21 protein-coding genes are annotated in these 22,161 nt (G+C 68.0%); 11 read left to right on the top strand and 10 right to left on the bottom strand.

The window, feature by feature from the left end; translation table 11 throughout:
* Positions 1 to 25: 25 nt before the first annotated feature.
* From POR01S_RS11945 to POR01S_RS11920, 6 genes are read right to left on the bottom strand one after another with little or no spacing between them, the layout of a single operon-like run.
* Positions 26 to 232: a hypothetical protein gene (locus POR01S_RS11945; RefSeq protein WP_007159388.1), complete on the bottom strand. Its 207-nt coding sequence runs from the start codon at positions 230 to 232 to the stop codon at positions 26 to 28.
* A gap of 53 nt (positions 233 to 285) precedes the next feature.
* Positions 286 to 1,269: a 2-hydroxyacid dehydrogenase gene (locus POR01S_RS11940; RefSeq protein ID WP_027597057.1), complete on the bottom strand. Its 984-nt coding sequence runs from the start codon at positions 1,267 to 1,269 to the stop codon at positions 286 to 288.
* A gap of 14 nt (positions 1,270 to 1,283) precedes the next feature.
* Positions 1,284 to 2,567, bottom strand: a complete 1,284-nt coding sequence (locus tag POR01S_RS11935) for an MFS transporter (RefSeq protein WP_042136037.1) — start codon at positions 2,565 to 2,567, stop codon at positions 1,284 to 1,286.
* 37 nt (positions 2,568 to 2,604) lie between these two features.
* Entirely contained in the window at positions 2,605 to 3,534 is a 930-nt protein-coding gene (locus tag POR01S_RS11930) for a sugar kinase (protein ID WP_042136035.1), read from the bottom strand.
* Positions 3,527 to 4,309 carry a sugar phosphate isomerase/epimerase family protein gene (locus tag POR01S_RS11925; RefSeq protein ID WP_042136034.1) on the bottom strand — a complete coding sequence of 261 codons (783 nt, stop codon included), beginning with the start codon at positions 4,307 to 4,309 and terminating at the stop codon, positions 3,527 to 3,529. The genes POR01S_RS11930 and POR01S_RS11925 overlap by 8 nt, the downstream gene beginning before the upstream one ends.
* Before the next feature lie 57 nt (positions 4,310 to 4,366).
* Positions 4,367 to 5,404 carry a LacI family DNA-binding transcriptional regulator gene (locus POR01S_RS11920; protein WP_042136032.1) on the bottom strand — a complete coding sequence of 346 codons (1,038 nt, stop codon included), beginning with the start codon at positions 5,402 to 5,404 and terminating at the stop codon, positions 4,367 to 4,369.
* 163 nt (positions 5,405 to 5,567) lie between these two features.
* Between POR01S_RS11920 and POR01S_RS11915 the strand changes: the two genes are divergently transcribed.
* The 3 genes from POR01S_RS11915 (at position 5,568) to recX (ending at position 7,716) form a co-directional block, all read left to right on the top strand.
* Positions 5,568 to 6,068 carry a CinA family protein gene (locus POR01S_RS11915; protein ID WP_027597052.1) on the top strand — a complete coding sequence of 167 codons (501 nt, stop codon included), beginning with the start codon at positions 5,568 to 5,570 and terminating at the stop codon, positions 6,066 to 6,068.
* Positions 6,069 to 6,154: 86 nt separating this feature from the next.
* Positions 6,155 to 7,198 (top strand): recombinase RecA, encoded by a 1,044-nt coding sequence (gene recA / locus POR01S_RS11910; protein WP_007159381.1) that lies wholly within the window; start codon positions 6,155 to 6,157, stop codon positions 7,196 to 7,198.
* Positions 7,199 to 7,263: 65 nt separating this feature from the next.
* Positions 7,264 to 7,716, top strand: coding sequence for a recombination regulator RecX (recX, locus tag POR01S_RS11905; protein WP_007159380.1), 453 nt, complete (start codon positions 7,264 to 7,266; stop codon positions 7,714 to 7,716).
* A gap of 380 nt (positions 7,717 to 8,096) precedes the next feature.
* On the opposite strand, the gene POR01S_RS11900 is transcribed toward recX, so the two are convergent.
* Together POR01S_RS11900 and POR01S_RS11895 are read right to left on the bottom strand one after the other, a co-directional pair.
* Positions 8,097 to 9,176 carry an LOG family protein gene (locus POR01S_RS11900; protein ID WP_042136030.1) on the bottom strand — a complete coding sequence of 360 codons (1,080 nt, stop codon included), beginning with the start codon at positions 9,174 to 9,176 and terminating at the stop codon, positions 8,097 to 8,099.
* Between the two features lie 15 nt (positions 9,177 to 9,191).
* Complete coding sequence (locus tag POR01S_RS11895; RefSeq protein ID WP_027597050.1) at positions 9,192 to 9,599, bottom strand: quorum-sensing-regulated virulence factor family protein; 408 nt, start codon at positions 9,597 to 9,599, stop codon at positions 9,192 to 9,194.
* A 141-nt stretch (positions 9,600 to 9,740) separates the two neighbouring features.
* On the opposite strand from POR01S_RS11895, the gene POR01S_RS11890 reads away from it, so the two are divergent.
* On the top strand, positions 9,741 to 10,478 hold the full coding sequence (locus POR01S_RS11890; protein ID WP_042136028.1) for a tRNA-uridine aminocarboxypropyltransferase: 738 nt from the start codon (positions 9,741 to 9,743) through the stop codon (positions 10,476 to 10,478).
* Here POR01S_RS11890 and POR01S_RS11885 read toward each other — a convergent pair.
* The gene (locus POR01S_RS11885) at positions 10,471 to 11,367 is read right to left on the bottom strand and encodes a DMT family transporter (RefSeq protein ID WP_042136025.1); all 897 of its coding nucleotides are present in this window, start codon (positions 11,365 to 11,367) and stop codon (positions 10,471 to 10,473) included. The genes POR01S_RS11890 and POR01S_RS11885 overlap by 8 nt on opposite strands.
* 172 nt (positions 11,368 to 11,539) lie before the next feature.
* Between POR01S_RS11885 and erdR the strand changes: the two genes are divergently transcribed.
* Both erdR and POR01S_RS11875 read left to right on the top strand, forming a co-directional pair.
* On the top strand, positions 11,540 to 12,190 hold the full coding sequence (erdR, locus tag POR01S_RS11880) for a response regulator transcription factor ErdR (protein ID WP_042136023.1): 651 nt from the start codon (positions 11,540 to 11,542) through the stop codon (positions 12,188 to 12,190).
* A gap of 109 nt (positions 12,191 to 12,299) precedes the next feature.
* On the top strand, positions 12,300 to 12,668 hold the full coding sequence (locus POR01S_RS11875; protein ID WP_007159374.1) for a diacylglycerol kinase: 369 nt from the start codon (positions 12,300 to 12,302) through the stop codon (positions 12,666 to 12,668).
* Positions 12,669 to 12,680: 12 nt separating this feature from the next.
* On the opposite strand, the gene POR01S_RS11870 is transcribed toward POR01S_RS11875, so the two are convergent.
* Positions 12,681 to 13,886, bottom strand: coding sequence for a zinc-binding metallopeptidase family protein (locus tag POR01S_RS11870; RefSeq protein ID WP_042136021.1), 1,206 nt, complete (start codon positions 13,884 to 13,886; stop codon positions 12,681 to 12,683).
* Positions 13,887 to 14,198: 312 nt separating this feature from the next.
* Here POR01S_RS11870 and POR01S_RS11865 point away from each other — a divergent pair, with 312 nt between their 5' ends.
* The 5 genes from POR01S_RS11865 (at position 14,199) to hutU (ending at position 22,159) form a co-directional block, all read left to right on the top strand.
* Positions 14,199 to 16,679, top strand: coding sequence for a circularly permuted type 2 ATP-grasp protein (locus tag POR01S_RS11865; RefSeq protein WP_156045021.1), 2,481 nt, complete (start codon positions 14,199 to 14,201; stop codon positions 16,677 to 16,679).
* Positions 16,679 to 17,560: a transglutaminase family protein gene (locus tag POR01S_RS11860; protein ID WP_042136017.1), complete on the top strand. Its 882-nt coding sequence runs from the start codon at positions 16,679 to 16,681 to the stop codon at positions 17,558 to 17,560. Before POR01S_RS11865 ends, POR01S_RS11860 begins: the two co-directional genes overlap by 1 nt.
* Positions 17,561 to 18,306: 746 nt before the next feature.
* On the top strand, positions 18,307 to 19,521 hold the full coding sequence (gene hutI, locus POR01S_RS11855; protein WP_042136015.1) for an imidazolonepropionase: 1,215 nt from the start codon (positions 18,307 to 18,309) through the stop codon (positions 19,519 to 19,521).
* On the top strand, positions 19,511 to 20,455 hold the full coding sequence (hutG, locus tag POR01S_RS11850; protein WP_042136013.1) for a formimidoylglutamase: 945 nt from the start codon (positions 19,511 to 19,513) through the stop codon (positions 20,453 to 20,455). Before hutI ends, hutG begins: the two co-directional genes overlap by 11 nt.
* A gap of 33 nt (positions 20,456 to 20,488) precedes the next feature.
* On the top strand, positions 20,489 to 22,159 hold the full coding sequence (gene hutU / locus POR01S_RS11845) for a urocanate hydratase (RefSeq protein WP_042136011.1): 1,671 nt from the start codon (positions 20,489 to 20,491) through the stop codon (positions 22,157 to 22,159).
* The last annotated feature ends 2 nt before the right edge of the window (positions 22,160 to 22,161 follow it).

Here is a 22,161-nt window from a genome sequence, read left to right as displayed (position 1 = left end):
AAAGGCTGCACGAGCGGCAGGCCGATCAGGTGCCCTCGTGCCGCTCGAATTCCTCGACGGCACGTGCCACCTCGGCATTGTCCGCCGCCGTGCTGCGGGCTTGACGCTCGAAGGCGGTGGCCAGTTCGTTGACCAGCTGCAGCAGGCGCGGGATGTCGCCGCTGCGCTCGGCATCGGCGGCCTGCTCGCGCACGCGGTTGACGAAGGCTTGGGGGTCGTCGAAGGCGGTCATGGGGCATTCTCCGTGGGGATGATACTTGTCTGACCACAAATGACGGCCAAGGCTCACTCGCGCCGCTGCCAGACCTCGGGATTCACCAGATTCGCCGGTCGTTGACCGCCCAGGGCGGCCAGCAGATTGTCCACCGCGCAGCGGGCCATGGCTTCACGCGTCTCCCGGGTCGCCGAGCCCAGGTGCGGCGTAGGCACCACGTTGGGCAGTTGCAGCAGGGGCGAGTCCGCTGCCACGGGTTCCTGATCGAAGACATCCAGGCCGGCGCCGCGCAGGCGGCCTTCCTGCAAGGCCGTGATCAACGCGGCCTCGTCGATCACCGGTCCGCGCGAGACGTTGATCAGGATGGCGTGGGCCGGTAGCCGCGCGAGCTCGGCGGCGCCCAGCAGGTGATGGGTCTCCTCGCTCAGGGGCACGGTGACGCAGAGGAAGTCGCAGCTCGCTAGCAACTCGGGCAGCGGCAGGAAGCGCGCGCCGAAGCGCTCGTCCACCTCGGGCTTGGCGGCGTGGGCGGTGTAGTTGACCTGCATGCCGAAACCCAGGTGGGCGCGGCGGGCGATGGCCTGGCCGATGCGGCCCATGCCCACCAGCCCCAGGGTCTTGCCATGGACGTCGCAACCGAAGTGCGCCTCGCCCAGACTGGCTTGCCACTGGCCGGCGCGCACCCAGTCGGCCAGCTCGACGATGCGCCGCGCGGTGGCGAGCAGCAGGGCGAAGGCGGCGTCGGCCACGCTTTCGGTCAGGACATCCGGGGTGTTGCAGAGCAGGATGCCGCGCCGCTGCAGATAGGGCAGGTCATAGCTGTCGAAGCCGACCGAGACGCTGGCGATGGCTTCCAGCCGGGGCGCCAGGTCCAGCAACTCGGGCGTCAGCTTGAAGCTGGAGCCGAGCAGGCCCTGAGCCTCGGGCAGACGCTCGCGCAGCCGGGCTTCGCCGCCCGGCGCCTTGACGTCGACGTATTCCAGGTCGAAGGCTTCTTCCAGGCGCGCGGTGAGCGCCGGGGACAGGGCCTTGTAGTGGATCACCTTCTTTTTCATGGACAGCGTTTCCTCTAGTGACTGGCGGCGGGCTTGAGCGCCGCGGCGCGGGCGACCGGCTCCTGGCGCAGCAGCAGGGTCAGGACCACGGCCACCAGTAGGGCGCCGCCCATGAAGCCGAAGGACGCCCCGGGACCGCCGGTCACGCCATTGAGATAGCCCACCAGGTAGGAGCCGGCAAAGGAGCCCAGGGCACCCATGCTGTTGATCAGCGCCATGGCGCCACCAGCGACGTTGCCGGGCAGGATTTCCGGGACGATGGCGAAGAAGGGGCCATAGGGGGCGTACATGCAGGCACCGGCCACCACCAGCAGGGCATAGGACCACCAGAAGTGCTGGGTGCCGAGGGCGAAGGAGCCGAGGAAGGCCAGGGCGGCGATCAGTAGCGGCGGCCAGACGAACAGCTTGCGATTCTGCAGGCGATCCGACGCCCAGGACACGCCGACCATGGCCAGCACGGCGGCGAGGTAGGGCAGCGAAGACAGCCAGCCGGCCTGGACGATGTCCAGTTGGGCACCCTTGCGCAGGATCGAGGGCAGCCAGATGACGAAGCCATAGACGCCGATGCTCCAGCAGAAATACTGCAGGGACAGCAGGATGACCTTGGGCGAGCGGAAGGCTTCGGCGTAGTTCTTGACCGGCTTCATGCCCTGCTGCTCGGCCTTCAGGGCTTCTTCCAGGCGGGCCTTCTCGGCCTGATCGAGCCACTTGGCGTCCTTGGGGCGCTCGTCGGCGATCCGCCACCAGATAAAGGCCCAGATCACCGCCGGCAGGCCTTCGATGATGAACATCCAGCGCCAGTCCAGGGCATGGATCAGATAACCCGAGACCACCGACATCCAGAGGATGGTCACCGGATTGCCGAGGATCAGGAAGGTGTTGGCCCGGGAGCGCTCGCGCTTGGTGAACCAGTGGCAGAGATAGACCAGCATCGCCGGCATCACCGCGGCTTCCACCACACCGAGCAGGAAGCGGATGGCGATCAGCAGGGTGACGTTGGGCACCATGCCGGTCAGGGTCGCCAGGCCGCCCCAGCCGATCAGGCTCCAGAAGATCAGCCGCTTGACGCTGCGCTTCTCGGCGTAGATGGCGCCGGGCACCTGGAAGAAGAAATAGCCGAGAAAGAACAGGGCGCCGAGCAGCGACGACATCGCCGGGGTGATGCCCAGGTCGTCGGCCATGCCCGAGGCGGCGGCGAAGCCGTAGTTGGCCCGATCGAGATAGGCCAGGCTGTAGGTGATGAAGACCACCGGCATCAGATACCACCAGCGGCGTGGAGCGAGAGAAGAGGCGTTCATGGGGTCACCTGCTTGATTGTTCTTGTAGGGGTGTAGATCAGGGTAGTTCGTGACGGTAGGGCAGTCCTTCCATGTCGCCGACCACCTGCACGGCGCGGGCGCCGATCCAGTTGCCACGGGCGACGGCGGTAGCGACGTCGAGACCGTCGAGCAGGGCGCTGACGAAGCCGGTGGCGAAGCCATCGCCGGCGCCGACGGTGTCGACCACTTCGGCCACGGGCACACCGGGGACCTCGCCCTCGGCGTCGGGCGTGCGCCAGTAGCCGCCCTCGGGGCCGAGCTTGATGGCCACGGCCTTGGCGCCACGGTCGAGGTAGAAGGCGGCGATGTCCGCCGGGGTGTCGTAGCCGGTCAGCAGGCGGCCCTCGGCCAGGCCGGGCAGCACCCAGTCGGCCAGGGCGGCGAGGTCGTTGAGTTCACGGCGCATCTGGTCTTCGCTGTCCCACAGCGACGGCCGCAGATTGGGATCGAAGGAGATGCTGCGGCCGGCGTCGCGCATGGCCTGCAGCAGGTGCCGGCTGAAGGCGCGGGCGCTGGGCGACAGCGCTGGCGGGATACCGGTGGCATGCAGGTGACGCGCCTGGAGCAGGCTGGGGTCGAAGTCTTCCTTGATGTTGAGGTGGCTGGCCGCCGAGCCGCGGCGGAAGTACTCGACCACCGGATCGCTGCCATCGGTGGCGCGAGACTTGAGCTGAAAGCCGGTGGGGTGCCGGGGATCGATCCTGAGGCGGCGGCAGTCCAGCCCCTCGGCTGCGAGGCTGGCGCGCACGAAGCGGCCAAAGGAGTCATCGCCGACCCGCGACAGCCAGGTGACCTTGAAGCCCAGGCGGCTCAGGCCGATGGCCACGTTGTTGTCGGCGCCGGCGATGCGCTTGCCGAACTGGCCGACCGTGGCCAGCTCGCCCGGCGTCTCGGCGACGAACATGGTCATGGTTTCGCCAAAGGCGAGGATGTCGATGTCAGCCATGCCGGCGCGCCTCCTGAACCTGGGCATCCAGGGTGCGCAACGCCGCCACCTGGCGACGGGTCTCGGCCAGCAGATCCGCACCCATCAGGGGAAATTCGATGGCCCGCCGCAGGCCGCTGGGGAAGTGCGTGATCAGCCCCTGCCAGGCCAGCAGGTCCGCGGCTTCCGGCGGCACCGCATGTAGGCCACCGGCACGCCGGCGCACCGCCTTGCAATGCAGGTAACGGACGTCCGGGCCGAGCAGGCGGGCGGCCTGCAGCGGGTCTTCGTCCTGCCAGCGCCAGTTGCCGACATCGAAGGTCAGTCCCACCGGCAGCTGCGCTGCCCGCGCCGCCTGGATGAAGGCGCGCAGCGGTTCGATCCGGCCACCCTGGGCGGTCTGGTCGTTTTCCACCAGCAGTTGAGGGCCGGCGTCGGTCAGCAGGGGGGCGAGCGCCGCCAGCTCGGCTGCGGCGCGATAGTGCCCGAGGGACACCTTGAGCGTATCGGCGCCCAGCAGGCGGGCCTCGGCGAGGGCGGCGGGGAGGCGTGGCGAGAGCGCGGCGTCGGTCTCGGGCCAGAGCTCCAGGGGGACGGAATAGACGCAGCCCAGGCCGGCGGCCCGGATGGCGGCGCCCAGGGCCGCGAAGTCGGGGGGCTCGGTAAAGAGTTCGGCGCGGATCTCCACATGGGAGGCTCCCGCGGCGGCGATCAGATCGAGCCAGGCGGCCTGACCCTGGGCTCGGACCCCGTCGGCGCCAAAGGCCGAGGTGGTGATGGCGATCTCCGGTGGCATTGTTGTTCTCCTGAAACCGGTTTCAAAGAAAGACGGGCAAAAAGACGAAAGGTGCCCCTAGGTTCTGGCGCGAGTCGACTGGCGGATACGCAACTCCGCGCCGAAGGTCTGCTGCACCGGAGCGCTGCGATCGCCGTCGATACGCCGCTGCAGGCGCTCGAAGGCGGCCACGCCCAGGGCATGGGTCGGTTGGGCCAGGGCGCTGATACCGCCGCCCACCAGGGGAAACCAATCCAGATCATCCAGGGCCAACAGACCGAAGCGCTCGAACAGGGGCTCGCCCAGGGCCTGCAGCGCCAGGGTGGTGGCCAGGGTCGCCACGCCGTTGGCGGTGAGCAGCGCCTTGGGACCGGGACCGGGAGCGGCGAGGAAGGTGGCGAGGGCGGTCTGCAGCGCCAGGGCATCGTCAGCCTGGGCGCAATGGGTACCACGGCAGCCGGGGTGTTCGGCCAGTGCCGTGTCGAAGGCCGTCAGGCGCTGGCGACGGGAGCTGGTGCCGTCCAGGGGTTCGCTGACCAGCAGCAGGTCGCGATAGCCCTGGCGTTGCAGGTGGGCGACCCCGGTGGCGATGGCCTGGTGGTTATCGAGGCCGACCAGATCGGCCTCGACGCCGGGCAGTTCGCGGTCCAGCAGCACCAGCGGCAGACGGCTGCCCAGCTGGCGCAGGTCGGCGGCGTGCTGGCCGAAGGTGTTCACGATCAGGCCTTCGATGCTGTAGGACTGCAGCGCGGCCAGTTGCTGGCGCTCCTGGCGGGCGTCCTGATCCGTATTGCAGATCAGCAGCGAATAGCCCTGCTGGCGGCAGGCGGTTTCGACGCCATGCATGACCGCGGTGGAGTAGGGGTTGAGCAGGTCGGCCACCAGCATGCCGATCAGGCGACTGCGACCGCGCTTGAGGCCGCGGGCCATCTGGTTGGGCTGGAAATCGAGGGCGACCACGGCCTGCTCGATGCGCGCGGCGAGGGAGTCGGACAGCAGGCGGCGATCACCGCTGATGTAGCGGGACACGCTGGCCTTGGACACGCCGGCGGCGACGGCCACTTCGGCGATGGTCGCACGGGTGGCGCGCGGACCGGGGAGGTAGACATCGTTCATGGCGTACCGCTGTTAGATTTTTGTAGGTGCCTGAAACCGGTTTCAGTAAATCTTTTCTCACGCGCGGCGGCAAGCCGGTCTAAGGTGCAGGCCGACCAGTGGTCGCCGCAGCCACTCGCTTGCCGCGGTCACCTTCTAAGTCTCTTTGCACAGGAAGCTCTCGATGGACCTCCTCGACAGCCTGGCCCAACGCCTCGGTGAAGCCCTGCAGGCGGCCGGCGCCCAGGTCACCACCGCCGAATCCTGCACCGGTGGCGGTATCGCCGAAGCCATTACCCGCATCGCCGGCAGCTCCGCCTGGTTCGAGGCCGGCTTCGTCACCTATTCCAACCGCCAGAAGACCCTGCAGCTGGACGTGCCCGAGGCCCTGTTCGAGCAGGTCGGAGCGGTCAGCGAAGAGGTGGTGACGGCCATGGCGCTGGGTGCGCAACAGCGCGCCGGGGCGCGCTTCGCCGTGGCGGTGAGCGGGATCGCCGGGCCGGGTGGCGCGGTGCCGGGCAAGCCGGTCGGCACCGTCTGGCTGGCCTGGCGCGACGGCGAGAAATTGCGCACTGAACGGCAGGTCTTTGCCGGCGATCGCGCCGCCGTCCGCCAGCAGACCCAGGTCCGCGCGCTGGAGGTTTTATTGGCGTTTCTGACCGAGGAAAAAGGCCCTCAGGTGTAGCAACCAGGGGGCGACTATGGTTTAATACTGTTCACTTATACAGGTATCCACGGCCGTCTGGCCCTTCTTTCTCCGAGAGGAATCTAATGGACGACAACAAAAAGCGTGCCCTGGCCGCGGCCTTGGGACAGATTGAAAAGCAATTCGGCAAGGGCACCGTGATGCGCATGGGCGATCACGATCGCCAGGCCATTCCGGCGATTTCCACCGGCTCCCTGGGTCTCGACATCGCCCTCGGCATCGGCGGTCTGCCCAAGGGCCGTATCGTCGAAATCTACGGTCCCGAGTCCTCGGGCAAGACCACCCTGACCCTGTCGGTCATCGCCCAGGCCCAGAAGCAGGGCGCCACCTGCGCCTTCGTCGACGCCGAGCACGCGCTGGACCCGGACTATGCCGGCAAGCTGGGCGTCAACGTCGACGACCTGCTGGTGTCCCAGCCGGATACCGGCGAACAGGCCCTGGAAATCACCGACATGCTGGTGCGCTCCAACGCGGTCGACGTCATCATCGTCGACTCCGTGGCCGCCCTGGTGCCCAAGGCCGAGATCGAAGGCGAGATGGGTGACATGCACGTGGGTCTGCAGGCGCGTCTGATGTCCCAGGCGCTGCGCAAGATCACCGGCAACATCAAGAACGCCAACTGTCTGGTCATCTTCATCAACCAGATCCGCATGAAGATCGGTGTGATGTTCGGCAACCCCGAGACCACCACCGGCGGTAACGCCCTGAAGTTCTACTCCTCGGTCCGTCTCGACATCCGCCGCATCGGCGCGGTGAAGGAAGGCGACGAGGTGATCGGTAGCGAAACCCGCGTCAAGGTGGTCAAGAACAAGGTGGCACCGCCGTTCCGCCAGGCCGAGTTCCAGATCCTCTACGGCAAGGGTATCTACCTGAACGGCGAGATCATCGATCTGGGCGTGCAACTGGGTCTGATCGAGAAGTCGGGCGCCTGGTACAGCTACCAGGGCAGCAAGATCGGCCAGGGCAAGGGCAACGCCGCCAAGTTCCTGGAAGACAACCCCGAGATCAAGGGCGCCGTGGACAAGGCGATCCGCGAGAAGCTGCTGAGCCAGCCGACCAATCAGAAGGCCGAAGTGGCCGCTGAAGAAGACGCTGACGTCGATTTCTGATCGCCGGCCAGTGCTCTAGACGACCCCCGCCCCGTGCGGGGGTTTTCGCATAAGGAGGATCACCCTTGGGCAATCCACTGGATACCACCGCTGCCATCCGTTTCGCCGCCATGGACCTCCTGGCGCGTCGCGAGCATGGCCGTGAAGAGCTGTCGCGCAAACTGCGGCGGCGCGGGGCCGAGGAAAGCCTGCTCGGTCCGGTGCTGGATCGCCTGGCCGAGGATGGCCTGCTCGACGAAAGTCGCTATCTGGAGAGCTATATCGCCAGCCGTGCCCGTTCCGGTTACGGCCCCATGCGGATCCGCGAAGAACTGGGCCAGCGTGGCCTGAAAAGAGAGCAGGTGGAAACGGCCCTGCGCGAAGCGGATGTGGACTGGCAGGCGCAGCTGGAAGAGGTGTGGCGCCGGAAGTTCGGTACACCGCCGGCCGACGCCAAGGAGCGCGCCAAGCAAGGCCGCTTCCTGGCCTACCGAGGTTATGCCATGGACGGGATCAACCGGGTGCTGAGCCGGCGGTAGTGCCTTGGGTGCCGGGCTTCGCTGCGCTTGACCCAGACCGCAGGTCCATCCCGCCCGCGGTGAGGCCTGATTGTGGAAGACAAACGCACGCACGGCTAACCCCCTCTCCCTGAGGGAGAGGGTTGGGGTGAGGGCGCGCGTCGCGGTGATGCCGAAGGGAAAGGGAGTCGCCATTTCCCGTGCGTTTGCCTGGAACGACTCGAGCTCAGCGCCGTCGCGGCCATGGGCCGCTCCTACCCTCAACTCAGCGTCCGTAGGAGCGGCCCATGGCCGCGATGTCAGCAATCAACCTCGGTCGCGCAGGTTTGCCCTGAGCAGAGTGCAGACCAACATCGATTCTGGTGTTGGAGAGCGTTGGGCTTCGCTGCGCTCAACCCAACCTAGGTGGCTGCCCAATGCTCCGGTCGATTGAGTTCGTCCACCAGTTCGCGCAGACGGCCATAGTGACGGCCGTGGAAGTCGAAGGTGAGGCGCGTCAGGTGGGCGAACTCGGCTTCGTCGGCCTCGCCTTCGCCCGGGGCCAACTGGGTGAAGCCCGGGGTGCGGCAGAGGTCGGCGAAATCCGCGGCCAGCTGCTCCAGGCAGGCAGGGGTCACGGCGTGCTTGAGACGGATGTGCAGCAGGCCGTCACGCCGGCGGGTGGAGTGGTAGTTGCCGTAGAATTGCTCGATCTCGGCCGCCGCGGCTTCTGGCGAACGCACCAGGCGCACCAGCTTGAGATCGGCGGGGAGGATGTAGCCTTCTTCCAGCAGGTTGCGCTGCAGATAGGCCAGGGTGTCGTCCCAGAAATGGCCGTCGGGGGTGTCCAGCAGGACCAGCGGCACCAGGGGGCTCTTGCCGGTCTGGATCAGGGTGAGCACCTCGAAGGTCTCGTCCAGGGTGCCGAAGCCGCCGGGGCAGAGCACCAGGGCGTCCGCCTCCTTCAAAAAGAACAGCTTGCGCACATAGAAGAAGTGAAAGGACAGCAGGTGATCCGTGCCTTCGATGGTCGGATTGGCGCGCTGTTCGAAGGGCAGGGTGATGTTGAAGCCGAGACTGGCTTCGGACCCCGCGCCCTCGTGGGCGGCGCCCATGATGCCGGCGCCACCGCCGGTGATGACCATCATGTCGCGGCGGGCCAGGGCGCTGCCCAGCTCGCGGGCGAGGGTATAGAGGCCGTGATCGATGCGGGTCCGCGCCGAGCCGAACACCGTGACCTTGCGCCGCCGGCGAAAGCGCTCCAGGGTGCGGAAGGCCTGCTCCAGCTCCTTGAGCGTCTGCAGCATGATCTTGGCGTCCCAGCGCGCCGGATTGGTCTGCGCCATGCGCACCACCGTCACCAGCATCTCGCGGTAGAGGCCCAGATTGGGGCTGCCGCCCGGCAGGGCGTGCGCCAGCAGTTCGTCGATGCGCTGACCGAGGTCCGCGGCGCTGGGCTCCACATGGCGGGCCAGGTAGCTGTCGTCGCTGTCCTCGGTCATGGCCGCAGTCTCCGCTTACTTGCCCAGGCCGCAGTCGGCGGCCTGGAAGCGCTCGACCATGACCGGCTTGTTGGTCTGGTATTCGGTGAAGTCATAGACCAGGGTGGCGCCGCGGGCCAGCAACTGGCGATAGCCGTTGTTCTGGCAGACGCTCTCGGCGAGCTGCACCCGCACCGTGGCCGGATTCTCGCGCATGCGGGCGGCATGGGCCGGGCGGACGCTGAGGTTGTTGATCAGCTGCTTGCCCTGCACGGTGTAGCCGCGGTCGAGGATGTCCTCGTTGATGGCGCGGGGCGTGCCCTGGCTGCTTTCGGTGGCCACCTTGCGCAGCATCTGGTTGAGCTCGTGGTCCTTGAGCGACTCGGCCGCCTGGACGGTGAAGGGCAGGGCGAGGGTCAGGGCGAGCAAAGCAAAACGAGGCATCGTGTTCTCCAGCGTAGAGGAGCCCGTTTCGACCGTGGTCGCGGGCGGGGGTTCGCAAGGCGTCTGCGCAGGGTAACCTGCCTGGCCGCCGCGGGCATCCCGATCGCTCTGGTAAACTGCGCTTTTGCCCGCGAGCCCGGCATGACCCCGATCAGCGACACCCCTCTGCATGCCGTGGCCCGTTTGCGCCAGGAGCGCCTGGCGCGCAGCATCAAACCCTTCATCGCTCGTGGCTCGCGCATGGCGCGCTGCCCGAATTGCCGCCTGGCGCCCAGCCACTGCCTCTGCGACCTGCGTCCCCTGCGCCAGACCCAGGCCGGCATGTGCCTGCTGATGCACGACGTCGAGCCGCTCAAGCCGAGCAACACCGGCTGGCTGATCGCCGACGTGGTGGCCGACACCCACGCCTTCGGCTGGAGTCGCACGGCGGTGGATCCGGCGCTGCCGGATTTGCTCGCGCAGCCCGAGTGGCAACCGCTGCTGGTGTTTCCCGGCGAATACGCCGCGCCCGAGCGGGTGGTCGAGAGCCTGCCGCTGGCCCCCGGTCAGCGCCCGCTGTTCGTGCTGCTGGATGCCACCTGGACCGAGGCGCGCAAGATGTTTCGCAAGAGTCCCTATCTGGACCACCTGCCGGTGCTGAGCTTTCAGCCCAATGCGCTGTCGCGCTACCGGTTGCGGCGCTCCACTCGCGGCGAGCACCTGTGCACCGCCGAGGTCGCCGCCCTGTGCCTGGAACTGGCCGGTGAGGCACCGGCCGGACGCCTGCTGGAGGCCTATCTGGATGTCTTCAGCGAGCGCTACCTGGATGCCAAGCATCACCTGCCGCTGGCGGCGGACAGCCCGGCCAGCCGGCAACTGAAGACCCTGCGCGCTAGTTGACCGGCTTGACCTCGACCGGCGCCTGGCGCGGCCAGAGCTGGGCGGCGAGCATGCCGGCGAACATCAGGACGCAACCCAGGTAGCCACGACCGCTGAGGGCTTCGCCTAGCAGCCAGGCACCAAAGAAGGCGGCGAACACCGCCTCCAGGGAAAAGATCACCGCCGCATGGGAGGCGATGGCGCCGCGCTGGGCAAACACCTGCAGGGTGTAGCCGATGCCGGCGGCGATCACCCCGCCATAAAGCAGCTCGGGCAGGGCCAGCACGATTCGCGTCGACTGGATCGGCTCGAACGCCAGCGCCAGCGCGAGGCTGAGCACGGCGCAGACGCCGAATTGCAGGATCGACAGCACCGTGGCGTCGTGGCGACTGGAATAGTGACTCACCAGCAGCACATGAACGCCCCAGGCCAGGGCGCCGGCCAGTTGCAGCAGATCGCCCGAGGCCACCTGGAAGTTGTCACCGATGCTCAGCAGGCCCATGCCCACCACCGCCAGGCTGGCGCCGATCCAGGTGCCCAGATGGCTGCGCTGGCCGAGCAGCAGCCCCAGCAGCGGCACCACGATGACATAGAGACCGGTGATGAAGCCGGAGTTGGTCACGCTGGTGAACAGCAGCCCCACCTGCTGCAGATTGATGCCCAGGGTCAGCACCAGGCCCATCAGCAGGCCGCCCTTGAGGGTGTCGCGGGTCAGGCGCTGCTGGCGGCCGCGGCGGCGCAGGAACAGCAGCAGCGGAACCAGGGTGAGGGCGCCCAGGGCGAATCTCAGGCCGGTGTAGAGAAAGGGACCGATGTGCTCCATGCCGCCGGTCTGGGCGACGAAGGCGCTGCCCCAGATGAGGGCGGTGAGCAACATGAGCAGATCGGCACGCAGGGCGGCGCTGGGCATGGGGCATCTCTTGGGCAAAACGGCAACTGTGCCGCAAACCGCAGGGCCTTGCCTACCGTCCGCGGTCCGCCCGGCCTTGCTCCCGTCCGCGCCGTTCGGCATGCTTGCGTGCAGCCCGTGCGCCAGCTTCCTGGTCGATGGGGGCGCTCACGACAACAAGGAAAGCTACACCATGGCGGCTGCCTACCAGATCCTGATCGCCGACGATCATCCGCTGTTTCGCAGCGCGCTGCAGCAGGCCCTGACCCTGGGGCTGGGTGCCCAGGCGCGGCTCACCGAGGTGGCCGACATTGCCGAACTCCAGACCTGCCTGGCCGAGCGCACCGACTGGGATCTGGTCCTGCTCGATCTCAACATGCCCGGCGCCTATGGCTTTTCCGGACTGGTCCTCTTGCGCGGCCAGTATCCTCAGGTGCCGGTGGTGATGATCTCGGCCCAGGAAGAACCGGCGGTGGTGCAGCGCGCCCGGGAATTCGGCGCCAGTGGCTTCATTCCCAAGTCCAGCGATCTGAGCACCCTGCAACAGGCGGTCAGTCAGGTGCTGGATGGCGATACCTGGTGGCCACCGCAGGTGGAAGGCGCCGCCGCCCTGAGCGAGGAGGCCAAGGCCGCCAGTGCCGGCCTCGCCAGTCTCACGCCGCAGCAATTCCGGGTGCTCACCATGCTCTGCGAGGGGCTGCTCAACAAGCAGATCGCCTTCGAGCTGAATGTCTCCGAAGCCACGGTCAAGGCCCATGCCACGGCCATCTTTCGTAAACTCGGCGTCCGCACCCGCACCCAGGCGGCCCTGCTGCTGCAGCAGCTGGAGAGCACGTCCGGCTGATGTCCGCTGGCAGCGGCGCCCGGCGTGGGCGTGACTGCCCGCTTTCCACTTTTCCGCACCTGCCGTCCACGCGCGGCGGCGGTTCGCCCCTGCTGGATGGAGCTTTTTCGTGATCTCTCCCTACAAAGGCAAGACCGGTCTGCGCCGGGTCATCAACGCCACCGGCTATTCCCTGGCCGGCCTGCGCACGGCCTTTCGCCAGGAAGCGGCTTTTCGTTCGCTGGTGCTGCTCAACGTGGTGCTGGTGCCCCTGGCCTTCTGGCTGGACGTGAGTCGCGGCGAGCGGGCGCTGCTGGTGGCGGTCTGCCTGCTGTCGCTGGTGGTCGAATTGTTCAACGCCGCCATCGAAGCGGTGGTGGATCGCATTTCCCTGGACTGGCACGAACTGTCGAAGAATGCCAAGGATCTTGGCAGTGCTGCGCAGTTCGTGGCCATGATCATCATCGCCGTGGTCTGGGGCATCGTCCTGCTCGGCTGAGCAGGACGAGGATCACAGGGTCGCGCCCAGGGTGGCGCCGGCTGCCGTGTCGTCCGCGGCGAGGCCCCTTTCCAGCAGGCTGGGCTGGGCCGAATGGATGACCTTGTGGATGAAGTGCAGCTTGGCGATCACCGGGGCGGGCAGGGCGAAGGGATAGAAGTCCGGCTGGCCCATGCTGCGGGACAATTCGTTGAGCATGGCCGCCAGTTCGATCCAGGCATTGGCGAAGCCGAGGAATTCGTCGTCGCTGCGGTCTTCCGCCTCGTACAGCGCCTCGCGGGTAAAGGGCTGGAAGTCCAGCTGCAGGCTGCCGGCGTTCATGCCCAGGCTGGCGGCGGTGGCCAGGGTATCCATCATGTGCAGGTAGTGCGCCCAGGTCTCCGCCCAGTCCTCCCAGGGATGCATGGTTGCGTAGGCGCTGACGTACTGGCTTTCCCAGCCGGCCGGTGCGCCCTGTTCATAGTGGCGCTGCAGGGCTTCGCCATAGTCGGCGCGCTCGTCGCCGAAGAGGGCGCGGAAGGGCTCTTCCCAGTCGGTCCCGGCGACCAGACGATCGAAGTAGTAATGCCCGACCTCGTGGCGGAAATGCCCGAGCAGGGTGCGATAGGGCTCGTGCATGTCGGCACGGACCTTTTCCCGGTGGGCGTCGTCCGCTTCGAGGATGTTCAGGGTGATGAGGCCATTGGCATGCCCGGTGGTGGGGGTGCCGGTGGCGTCGGGGGCGAGGAAGTCGAAGGCGAGTCCGTGCTCGGCATCCACGGTCTGGGGGATCACCTGCAGCCCCAGCCCCAGCCCCAGCAACTGGGCGACCAGTTGCCGCTTGGCCAGCTCCAGCTTGCGCCAGCGCTCGCCGTTGCCCTCGAAGGACAGATCCGGAATGGTGTGGTTGAGCTGGCAGGCCACGCAGAATTCATTGCCGGAATCGGCCGGCACCAGCCAGTTGCAGGCAGCGGGCGTGTCCAGGTTGGCGCAGCGGCGATAGAGGCCGCTGCCGGCCTCGGGCAACTGCCAGAGACCGCCTTCGCCCGGCAGCAGCGCCGTCGGCGTGCCCTGGTCCGGGGCGTAGCCCAGGGCGTTGCCACAGGCCAGGCATTCGCTGTTGGGAAAGAAGATGGCCTGGCCGCAGGTGCAGTTGGCGACCTTGCGCTGGACGGGCAGGGCGCGCAGGGCGTTGCGTTGCTGACGATTGGAACTGTAGCTTCCGAGAAAATTGCGCATGGGGGCTGATACCTGGCGAGAGCGGCCGCGTCGGACGCCGGCGGAGCGCCGGCGTCTTGCTAGCGAATTAGTAGAGCGGCCAGACCCTGGAGTTCCGGGTTGTTCGTCGCCTGGGACGACCGGCGAAGGCTCTGGGATCGGTCCCGGCAACCGCTGACGCTCCGCTGGCCGCGGTGGCCCGCGTTTGCGGTGGCGCATCCCGAGCCACACCACTACCCTAGTGACCATCGAAACGGGCGCGGGCGTTGCGGCGCCCCCGCCGCTGCGCGCCGTCCGAATCCGCTTCCGTACCCTGTCAGCCGTCCCTTGACCATGCCCCCGAACGCTTCCCGCAATGCCAGCGACATGACCGGCAGCTACCACGAACTCTGGAGTCCGCGGGGCGGCATGCGGCCGCCCTGGCGGCGCTTCTACGGGCACCTGGCCGGGCTGCGACCCGCCCAGCTCGATCAGCGCCAGGCCCTGATCGCCCGGCAGATCCAGGAAAACGGCGTGACCTACAACGTCTACGCCGATCCCAAGGGCAGCGATCGGCCCTGGGCCCTGGACCTCTTGCCCCAGCTGATCTCGGCGGAGGAGTGGGCGCCCCTGGCCGCCGGCGTGGCGCAGCGGGCGCGCCTGCTGAATCGGGTGCTGGGCGATCTCTATGGCGAGCAGCGCCTGCTGCACGAGCGGCTGCTGCCGCCGGAGCTGGTGTTCGGGCACAACAACTTTCTCTGGGCTTGCCAGGGGCTGCGTCCGCCGGGCGATACCTGGCTGCACGTCTACGCGGTGGATCTGGCGCGGGCGCCCGATGGCCGCTGGTGGGTGCTGGCCGATCGCACCCAGGCGCCGTCCGGCGCCGGCTATGCCCTGGAGAACCGCCACATCGTCGCGCGGGCCTTTCCCGAGTTGCACCGCGATCTGCAGGTCCAGCCGCTCAACGGCTACTTCCAGGCGCTGCAACGCACCCTGAGCACGGGCCTGGACACCGGCGAGGAGGCGCCGCTGGCGGTGCTGCTGACGCCGGGGCGCTACAACGAGACCTACTTCGAGCACCTCTACCAGGCGCGGCAACTGGGCTTTCCGCTGGTGGAAGGCCAGGACCTCACGGTGCGCGACGCCTGCCTCTATCTCAAGACCCTGAGCGGGCTGAGGCGCGTCCATGCGGTGTTCCGCCGGCTGGACGACGACTTCTGCGATCCGCTGGAATTGCGCACCGATTCGGCGCTGGGCGTACCCGGCCTTCTGGAAGCGGTGCGCCAGGGCAATGTCATCATGGCCAATGCCCTGGGCAGCGGCTTGCTGGAGTCGCCCGGCCTGCTGGGCTTTCTGCCCGGTGTCTGCCAGGCCCTGCTGGGCGAGACCCTGGCACTGCCTTCCGTCGCCACCTGGTGGTGCGGGGAGACGCCGGTGCGCGAAGCGGCCCTGGCGCGGCTGGCGGAGCTGGTGATCAAGCCGGCCTATCCGGCCCAGGGCTTCGAGCCGGTGTTCGGCAAGGCCCTGGATGCCGCGGGGCTGGCCGAACTGCGCGCGCGCATCCTGGCCACGCCCCACGCCTATGTGGCCCAGGAACGCATCCAGCTGTCCCAGGCGCCAGTCTGGCAGGGCAGCAGTCTGCAGTCGCGGGCCATCGGCATGCGCGTCTATGCGGTGGCCAGCGAAGACGGCTACTGGGTGATGCCCGGTGGGCTGACCCGGGTCGCTCATGAAGGCGCCGCGGTGGTGTCCATGCAGCGCGGCGGGTCGAGCAAGGACACCTGGGTGCTGGGCGGCAGTCGCGGCGCCGCTGAGGTGCCCGGGGCGCGGGTGCTGGGGGTGCGCGACCTGGTGCGCAAGGACCCCTTCCTGCCCTCGCGCACCGCCGAGAATCTGTTCTGGTACGGTCGCTACAGCGAGCGCTGCGAGGATGCCGCGCGCCTGCTGCGGATCGTCCTGAGTCGCTACCTGGACGCCGACGACGGCGGGCCGGCGGTGCAGTCGGCCATCGATCTGGCCACGGCCCTGGAATTGCTGCCCGCGGGCGGCCGGCTGGCGGAGCAGCTGCATGCCGCCCTGGGGCCGGGCGACTTTCCCAGCGGCCTGGGCGCCAATCTGCAACGGCTGCACTGGGCTGCGGCCCAGGTCCGCGGCCGGCTGTCGCCGGAGAACTGGCGCGCCATCCGCGAGGTGGAGCGCGAGGCCCATGGCCTGGGCCAGGTCGGCAGCGAGCCGGGCGAAGCGCTGCAGAGTCTCAACCGCCTGGTGATGGCGCTGGCGGCGGTGGCCGGCTTCACCTTCGACGACATGACCCACGACGAGAGCTGGCGCTTTCTGATGATCGGCCGGCGCATCGAACGGGTGCAATTCCTCGCCGGCAGCCTGGCGCACTTCCTCGAAGGCGGCGCCACCTGGGACGCGGCGGGCCTGGAATGGCTACTGGAGCTGGGCAACAGCATCATCACCTATCGCTCGCGCTATCAGGCGGCGCCCCAGCTGATCCCGGTGCTGGACCTGCTGATGCTGCACGAGCACAACCCCTATTCGATCCGTTTCCAGCTGCATGCGCTGATCAACGCCGTGGAGCACCTGGAACGCTATTACGGCCTGCCCCGCGATCCGGCATTGCACGATACCTACGACCGCCTGCGCCGCTTCGACCTCGGCACCCTGGAGAACACCCTGTTCGGCGACGCCGGCCGGGTCGAGGTGCAGCAGGGCCTGGCGCGCCTGCTGCGACAGATCGCCGAGGCCAGCAGCCAGCTGTCCGAACGGGTCATCTATCGCTGCTTCGCCCATGTCGATGCCGTCAGCCAGCGCACGGTGTCCATGTGATGAATCAGGTTCGCTATCGCATCCAGCACGACACCCACTATCGCTACGAGGCGCCGGTGTCGCTGTCGCAGCAGCTGCTGCACCTGTTGCCGCGCGACTGCGCCTGGCAGCGCTGCCTGTCCCGGCAACTGGTGATCCTGCCGCAGCCGACCCAGCGCCAGGACGCCTGGGACGCCTTCGGCAATCCGCTGACCCGGCTGTCCTTCGAGCGGCCCCACGACGAACTCTATGTCGGCACCGAGCTGGAGGTGGAAGTGGACTCCCGCGCCGGTCTCGGGCTGGCGGATTCGCCCCCCTGGGAACAGGTGCGCGATGGCCTGCGCTATCCCGCGGACCGGGTGCCGCTGGACGTCCATCACTTCCGCTTCGAATCCCCGGCGGTGCCCCTGGACGGCATCTTCGCCCGTTTTGCCGAGGACTGCTTCCCACCGGGCCGCCCCCTGCTGCTGGGCTGCCGGGCGCTGATGGAAAAAGTCCACCGCGAATTCCGCTTCGACGCCACCGCCACCCAGGTGGCGACGCCGCTGCGCGAGGTGCTGGAGCATCGCCATGGCGTCTGCCAGGACTTCGCCCACCTGATGCTGGCCTGCCTGCGCGCCCTGGGGCTGGTGGCGCGCTATGTCAGTGGCTATCTGCTGACCCGGCCGCCGCCGGGCAAGCCGCGGCTGATCGGTGCCGACGCCTCCCACGCCTGGGTCAGCGTGCATTGCCCGCTGCTGGGCTGGGTCGACTTCGATCCCACCAACGATGTGCTGCCGGACCTGGAGCACATCACCCTGGCCTGGGGGCGCGACTTCACCGACGTCTCGCCGCTGCGCGGGGTGATCCTCGGCGGCGGCGACCACGATCCGGTGGTCGAGGTGACGGTGACGCCGCTGTAGCGTGCTTGGCTTGGCAAGCATTCCAGCTATGAAACACCTGCCTCCAGCGCTGTAGCGTGGAAAACGGCGCAGCCTTTTCCACCGGGACTGCGTGGCGAGTGTCGCCCTCACCCCAGCCCTCTCCCGCGGGGAGAGGGGGAGTCCGAGCAGGCGTTCAGCGCTATCTCCGAAACGCCTACCTGCAGCGCCGTAGGATGGAAAACGGCGCAGCCTTTTCCACCGGGACTGCGTGGCGAGGGTTGCCTCACCCCAGCCCTCTCCCGCGGGGAGAGGGGGTGTTCGAGCAGGCGTTCAGCTCTGTCTCCGAAACGCCTACCTGCAGTGCTGTAGCGTGGAAAACGGCGCAGCCTTTTCCACTGGGACTGCGTGGCGAAGTTCGCCCTCACCCCAACCCTCTCTCGCGGGGAGAGGGGGTGTTCGAGCAGGCAGCTCTATCAGTCCGGGCAAGATCGCCATCAGCTGTCGCACCTGCTTGTAGAAGTAGAGGCGACGCTGACCGTGGTTATTTTCAAGATAGAGCCCTAGTTAGGCCGGCCTTCGCTGGGTCGTGGCAACAGGCGACCCACTCTTGCGTCTCCGCTATTTCTTATTGTCTATACAAAATGAGTATCGCCTTTCTCTGGTGCTGAGCTTCCGTAGCATCGCTATCAGCATTCTGCGTGCGCCACAGGTAGGGAGCAACTCCATGTGCTTGACGAGGGATCGACTCTGGATTAAATGTATATACATTAACCGGAGAGGTCACCATGTCCGTCGCTACCCAAGCGCTGCTCTGGCGCCATGTCACCCTGTTCGATGGCCTCCAGACCTGGCCCACGCCCATGGCCGTGCGGGTGGAGGCTGGCCGCATTGTCGGACTCTGGCCGGAAGCCGACTTCCAGGCCGCGCAGGGCGAGGGGGCCGAACTGGCCGGGAAAGGCGGGGTGCTGACGCCCGGGCTGGTGGATTGCCATACCCATCTGGTCCATGCCGGCCAGCGTGCCGGGGAATTCGAGCAGCGGCTGGAAGGGACGAGCTATGCCGAGATCGCCCGGGCCGGTGGTGGCATCCTCGGCACGGTGCGTGCGACGCGGGCGGCCAGCGAGGCAGAACTCTTCGCCGTTGCCCGACCGCGCTTGCGGACGCTGATCGACGGGGGCGTCACCACCGTGGAGATCAAGTCCGGCTATGGCCTGACGGTGGCCGACGAACTCAAGCTATTGCGGGTCGCTCGGCGTCTGGGCGAGGCGCTGCCGGTACGGGTGATCACCACGCTGCTGGGTGCCCATGCCGTACCCCCGGAATTCCAGGGCGATGCCGAGGGCTACGTCGATCTGGTCTGTCGGGAGATGATTCCGGCCGCGGTGGCCGAGGGTCTGGCCGATGCGGTGGACGTCTTCTGCGAGGGCATCGCCTTTTCGACGGCCCAGTGCGAGCGGGTATTTCTGGCGGCGCGCGAGCACGGTCTGCCGATCAAGGCCCATGCCGAGCAGCTGTCCAACCTGGGTGGCAGCGCTCTGGCCGCGCGGCTGGGCGCCTTGTCGGCGGATCACGTGGAGTATCTCGACGAAGCCGGGGTACGTGCCCTGGCCGCCGCCGGTACCGTCGCCGTGCTCCTGCCCGGCGCCTTCCTGATGCTGGGCGAAACCCAGCATCCGCCGGTGGAATTGCTCCGTCGGTACGGGGTGCCCATGGCCCTGGCCAGTGACGCCAACCCCGGCACCTCGCCGCTCTATCTGCCGACCCTGATCGCGCACCTGGGCTGCACCCTGTTTCGCCTGACCCCCCGCGAAGCCCTGGCCGGCATGACCGCCCATGCAGCCCAGGCCCTGGGGCGTCCGGAACTGGGCCGCATCCAGGTGGGTGGCCCGGCGGATCTCTGCCTGTGGGACGTCGGTCAGCCGGCCGAGCTGGCCTATGAGGTGCGTCCGGGGCGCCTGCGGCAGCGCGTCTTCGCCGGGGAGGTGCAGCATGTTCGCTGATCGCCAGACCCTGGAATGCTGGACCGGTCGTACCGATCCGGAAGCCGACGCCTTGCGCTGGCACCAGTGCATCCAGCCGCTGGCCGTGGACAGCGCGCCGGGTATGGCGCTGCTGGGTTTCGCCTGCGACGAGGGAGTGCGGCGCAACCAGGGTCGCGTGGGCGCTGCCGAGGGTCCCGTCGCCCTGCGGCGGGCCCTGGCCAATGTCGCCTGGCAGCGGCAGGGCCCGGCCTATGACGCCGGTGATGTCCGCTGCGCCGACGGTGATCTGGAAGGCGCTCAGACGCGCCTGGCCGGGGCCGTGCGCGGTCTGCTGGACGGCGGTCATCTGGCGCTGGTGCTGGGCGGCGGTCACGAGGTGGCCTGGGCCAGCTGGTCGGGCCTGGCGCTGCACCTAGCCAAGACGCTGCCCAAGCCGCGCATCGGCATCGTCAATTTCGATGCCCACCTGGACCTGCGCGATCCGACGCGGGGACCCACCTCAGGTACGCCCTTCGCCCAGATCGCCGCTCATTGTGCCCGCCACGACTGGCCCTTTCGCTATGCCTGCCTGGGCCTGAGCCTGGCCGCCAATACCCGCACCCTGCTCAGGCGTGCCGCCGAGCTGGATGTGTTGATCCGCGAAGACCACGAGATTCGCGAGGGCAGCCTGGAGCGCATCGGCGCCGAGCTGGACGCCTTCGCCGCCGGCTGCGATGCCCTCTATCTCACCTTCGACCTGGATGTGCTGCCCGCGGGCGAGGCGCCCGGGGTCAGCGCGCCTGCCGCCCATGGCGTCAGCCTCGCCCTGTTGGAACCGCTGATCCGTCGGCTCAAGGCCAGCGGCAAGTTGCGCCTGGCCGACGTGGCCGAACTCAATCCCGCGCTCGACCAGGACGGCCGCACGGCCCGGGTCGCGGCGCGGCTGATCCATACCCTGGCACTGGACCTCTAGGGCCTGCCGCGAACAACAAGAGAGGAAGACCCCATGACCCGCTTTCGTGAAGGTGAGATTCGCGCCCCCCGCGGCACCCAGCTCAATGCCAGGAGCTGGCTGACCGAGGCGCCGCTGCGCATGCTGATGAACAATCTCGATCCCGAGGTCGCGGAAAATCCCGAGGAGCTGGTGGTCTACGGCGGCATCGGCCGCGCGGCGCGCAACTGGGAGTGCTACGACAGGATCGTCGAGAGCCTCAAGGCGCTGGGTGACGACGAAACCCTGCTGGTGCAATCGGGCAAGCCGGTCGGGGTGTTCAAGACCCACGCCGATGCCCCGCGGGTGCTGATCGCCAACTCCAACCTGGTACCGCACTGGGCCAGCTGGGAGCACTTCAACGAACTGGATGCCAAGGGCCTGGCCATGTACGGTCAGATGACCGCCGGCAGCTGGATCTACATCGGCAGCCAGGGCATCGTGCAGGGCACCTACGAGACCTTTGTCGAGGCCGGGCGCCAGCACTACCAGGGTGACCTGCGCGACCGCTGGGTGCTGACCGCCGGTCTCGGTGGCATGGGCGGCGCCCAGCCCTTGGCCGCGACCCTGGCCGGCGCCTGTTCGCTGAACATCGAGTGCCAGCAGAGCCGTATCGATTTCCGCCTCAAGACCCGCTATGTGGACGAACAGGCCAGCGACCTGGACGACGCCCTGGCACGCATCGCCCGGCACACCGCCGCCGGCGCCGCGGTTTCCGTCGCCCTGCTGGGCAACGCCGCCGAGATCCTGCCGGAACTGGTCCGCCGCGGCGTGCGCCCGGATATGGTCACCGACCAGACCAGCGCCCACGATCCGCTCAATGGCTACCTGCCGGCCGGTTGGAGCTGGGAGCAGTATCGTGATCGCGCCCAGACCGATCCGGCTGCCGTGGTCGCCGCGGCCAAGCAGTCGATGGCCGTGCACGTCCAGGCCATGCTCGACTTCCAGAAGATGGGCGTCCCCACCTTCGACTACGGTAACAACATCCGCCAGATGGCCCAGGAAGCCGGCGTCGCCGATGCCTTCGCCTTCCCGGGCTTCGTGCCGGCCTATATCCGTCCGCTGTTCTGCCGCGGCATCGGTCCGTTCCGCTGGGCCGCATTGTCGGGCGATGCCGGGGACATCCATCGCACCGACGCCAAGGTCAAGGAACTGATCCCCGATGACGCCCACCTGCACCGCTGGCTGGACATGGCCCGCGAGCGCATCGCCTTCCAGGGCTTGCCGGCGCGCATCTGCTGGGTCGGCCTGGGCCTGCGCGCCAAGCTGGGCCTGGCCTTCAACGAGATGGTGCGCAGCGGCGAACTCAAGGCGCCCATCGTCATCGGGCGTGACCACCTGGACAGCGGCTCGGTATCCAGCCCCAACCGCGAGACCGAGGCCATGCGGGACGGCTCCGATGCCGTCTCCGATTGGCCGCTGCTGAACGCCCTGCTCAACACCGCCAGCGGCGCCACCTGGGTCTCGCTGCACCACGGCGGCGGGGTAGGGATGGGCTTCTCCCAGCATTCCGGGATGGTCATCGTCTGCGACGGCACCGACGCCGCCGCCGCCCGTATCGCCCGGGTGCTGCACAACGATCCGGCCACCGGGGTGATGCGCCACGCCGACGCCGGCTATGACATCGCCATCGACTGCGCCCGCGAGCAGGGCCTGAATCTGCCCATGATCGGCAAAGGAGTCTGATC

It is taken from the genome of Pseudomonas oryzihabitans NBRC 102199, assembly GCF_000730625.1.
GTDB classification, from domain to species: domain Bacteria; phylum Pseudomonadota; class Gammaproteobacteria; order Pseudomonadales; family Pseudomonadaceae; genus Chryseomonas; species Chryseomonas oryzihabitans.
This window is presented reverse-complemented; position numbering and strand designations above follow the sequence as displayed.

Excerpts from the sequence above, each read along its gene's own strand:
- POR01S_RS11895 (WP_027597050.1), bottom strand. The coding sequence starts at position 9,599 with ATGCCTCGTTTTGCTTTGCTCGCCCTGACCCTCGCCCTGCCCTTCACC.
- POR01S_RS11890 (WP_042136028.1), top strand. The coding sequence starts at position 9,741 with ATGACCCCGATCAGCGACACCCCTCTGCATGCCGTGGCCCGTTTGCGC.
- POR01S_RS11940 (WP_027597057.1), bottom strand. The coding sequence starts at position 1,269 with ATGAAAAAGAAGGTGATCCACTACAAGGCCCTGTCCCCGGCGCTCACC.
- POR01S_RS11945 (WP_007159388.1), bottom strand. The coding sequence starts at position 232 with ATGACCGCCTTCGACGACCCCCAAGCCTTCGTCAACCGCGTGCGCGAG.
- POR01S_RS11860 (WP_042136017.1), top strand. The coding sequence starts at position 16,679 with ATGAATCAGGTTCGCTATCGCATCCAGCACGACACCCACTATCGCTAC.
- POR01S_RS11900 (WP_042136030.1), bottom strand. The coding sequence starts at position 9,176 with ATGACCGAGGACAGCGACGACAGCTACCTGGCCCGCCATGTGGAGCCC.
- POR01S_RS11915 (WP_027597052.1), top strand. The coding sequence starts at position 5,568 with ATGGACCTCCTCGACAGCCTGGCCCAACGCCTCGGTGAAGCCCTGCAG.
- POR01S_RS11930 (WP_042136035.1), bottom strand. The coding sequence starts at position 3,534 with ATGGCTGACATCGACATCCTCGCCTTTGGCGAAACCATGACCATGTTC.
- hutI (WP_042136015.1), top strand. The coding sequence starts at position 18,307 with ATGTCCGTCGCTACCCAAGCGCTGCTCTGGCGCCATGTCACCCTGTTC.
- erdR (WP_042136023.1), top strand. The coding sequence starts at position 11,540 with ATGGCGGCTGCCTACCAGATCCTGATCGCCGACGATCATCCGCTGTTT.
- POR01S_RS11865 (WP_156045021.1), top strand. The coding sequence starts at position 14,199 with ATGCCCCCGAACGCTTCCCGCAATGCCAGCGACATGACCGGCAGCTAC.
- POR01S_RS11925 (WP_042136034.1), bottom strand. The coding sequence starts at position 4,309 with ATGCCACCGGAGATCGCCATCACCACCTCGGCCTTTGGCGCCGACGGG.
- hutG (WP_042136013.1), top strand. The coding sequence starts at position 19,511 with ATGTTCGCTGATCGCCAGACCCTGGAATGCTGGACCGGTCGTACCGAT.
- POR01S_RS11935 (WP_042136037.1), bottom strand. The coding sequence starts at position 2,567 with ATGAACGCCTCTTCTCTCGCTCCACGCCGCTGGTGGTATCTGATGCCG.
- POR01S_RS11920 (WP_042136032.1), bottom strand. The coding sequence starts at position 5,404 with ATGAACGATGTCTACCTCCCCGGTCCGCGCGCCACCCGTGCGACCATC.
- POR01S_RS11885 (WP_042136025.1), bottom strand. The coding sequence starts at position 11,367 with ATGCCCAGCGCCGCCCTGCGTGCCGATCTGCTCATGTTGCTCACCGCC.
- hutU (WP_042136011.1), top strand. The coding sequence starts at position 20,489 with ATGACCCGCTTTCGTGAAGGTGAGATTCGCGCCCCCCGCGGCACCCAG.
- recA (WP_007159381.1), top strand. The coding sequence starts at position 6,155 with ATGGACGACAACAAAAAGCGTGCCCTGGCCGCGGCCTTGGGACAGATT.
- POR01S_RS11870 (WP_042136021.1), bottom strand. The coding sequence starts at position 13,886 with ATGCGCAATTTTCTCGGAAGCTACAGTTCCAATCGTCAGCAACGCAAC.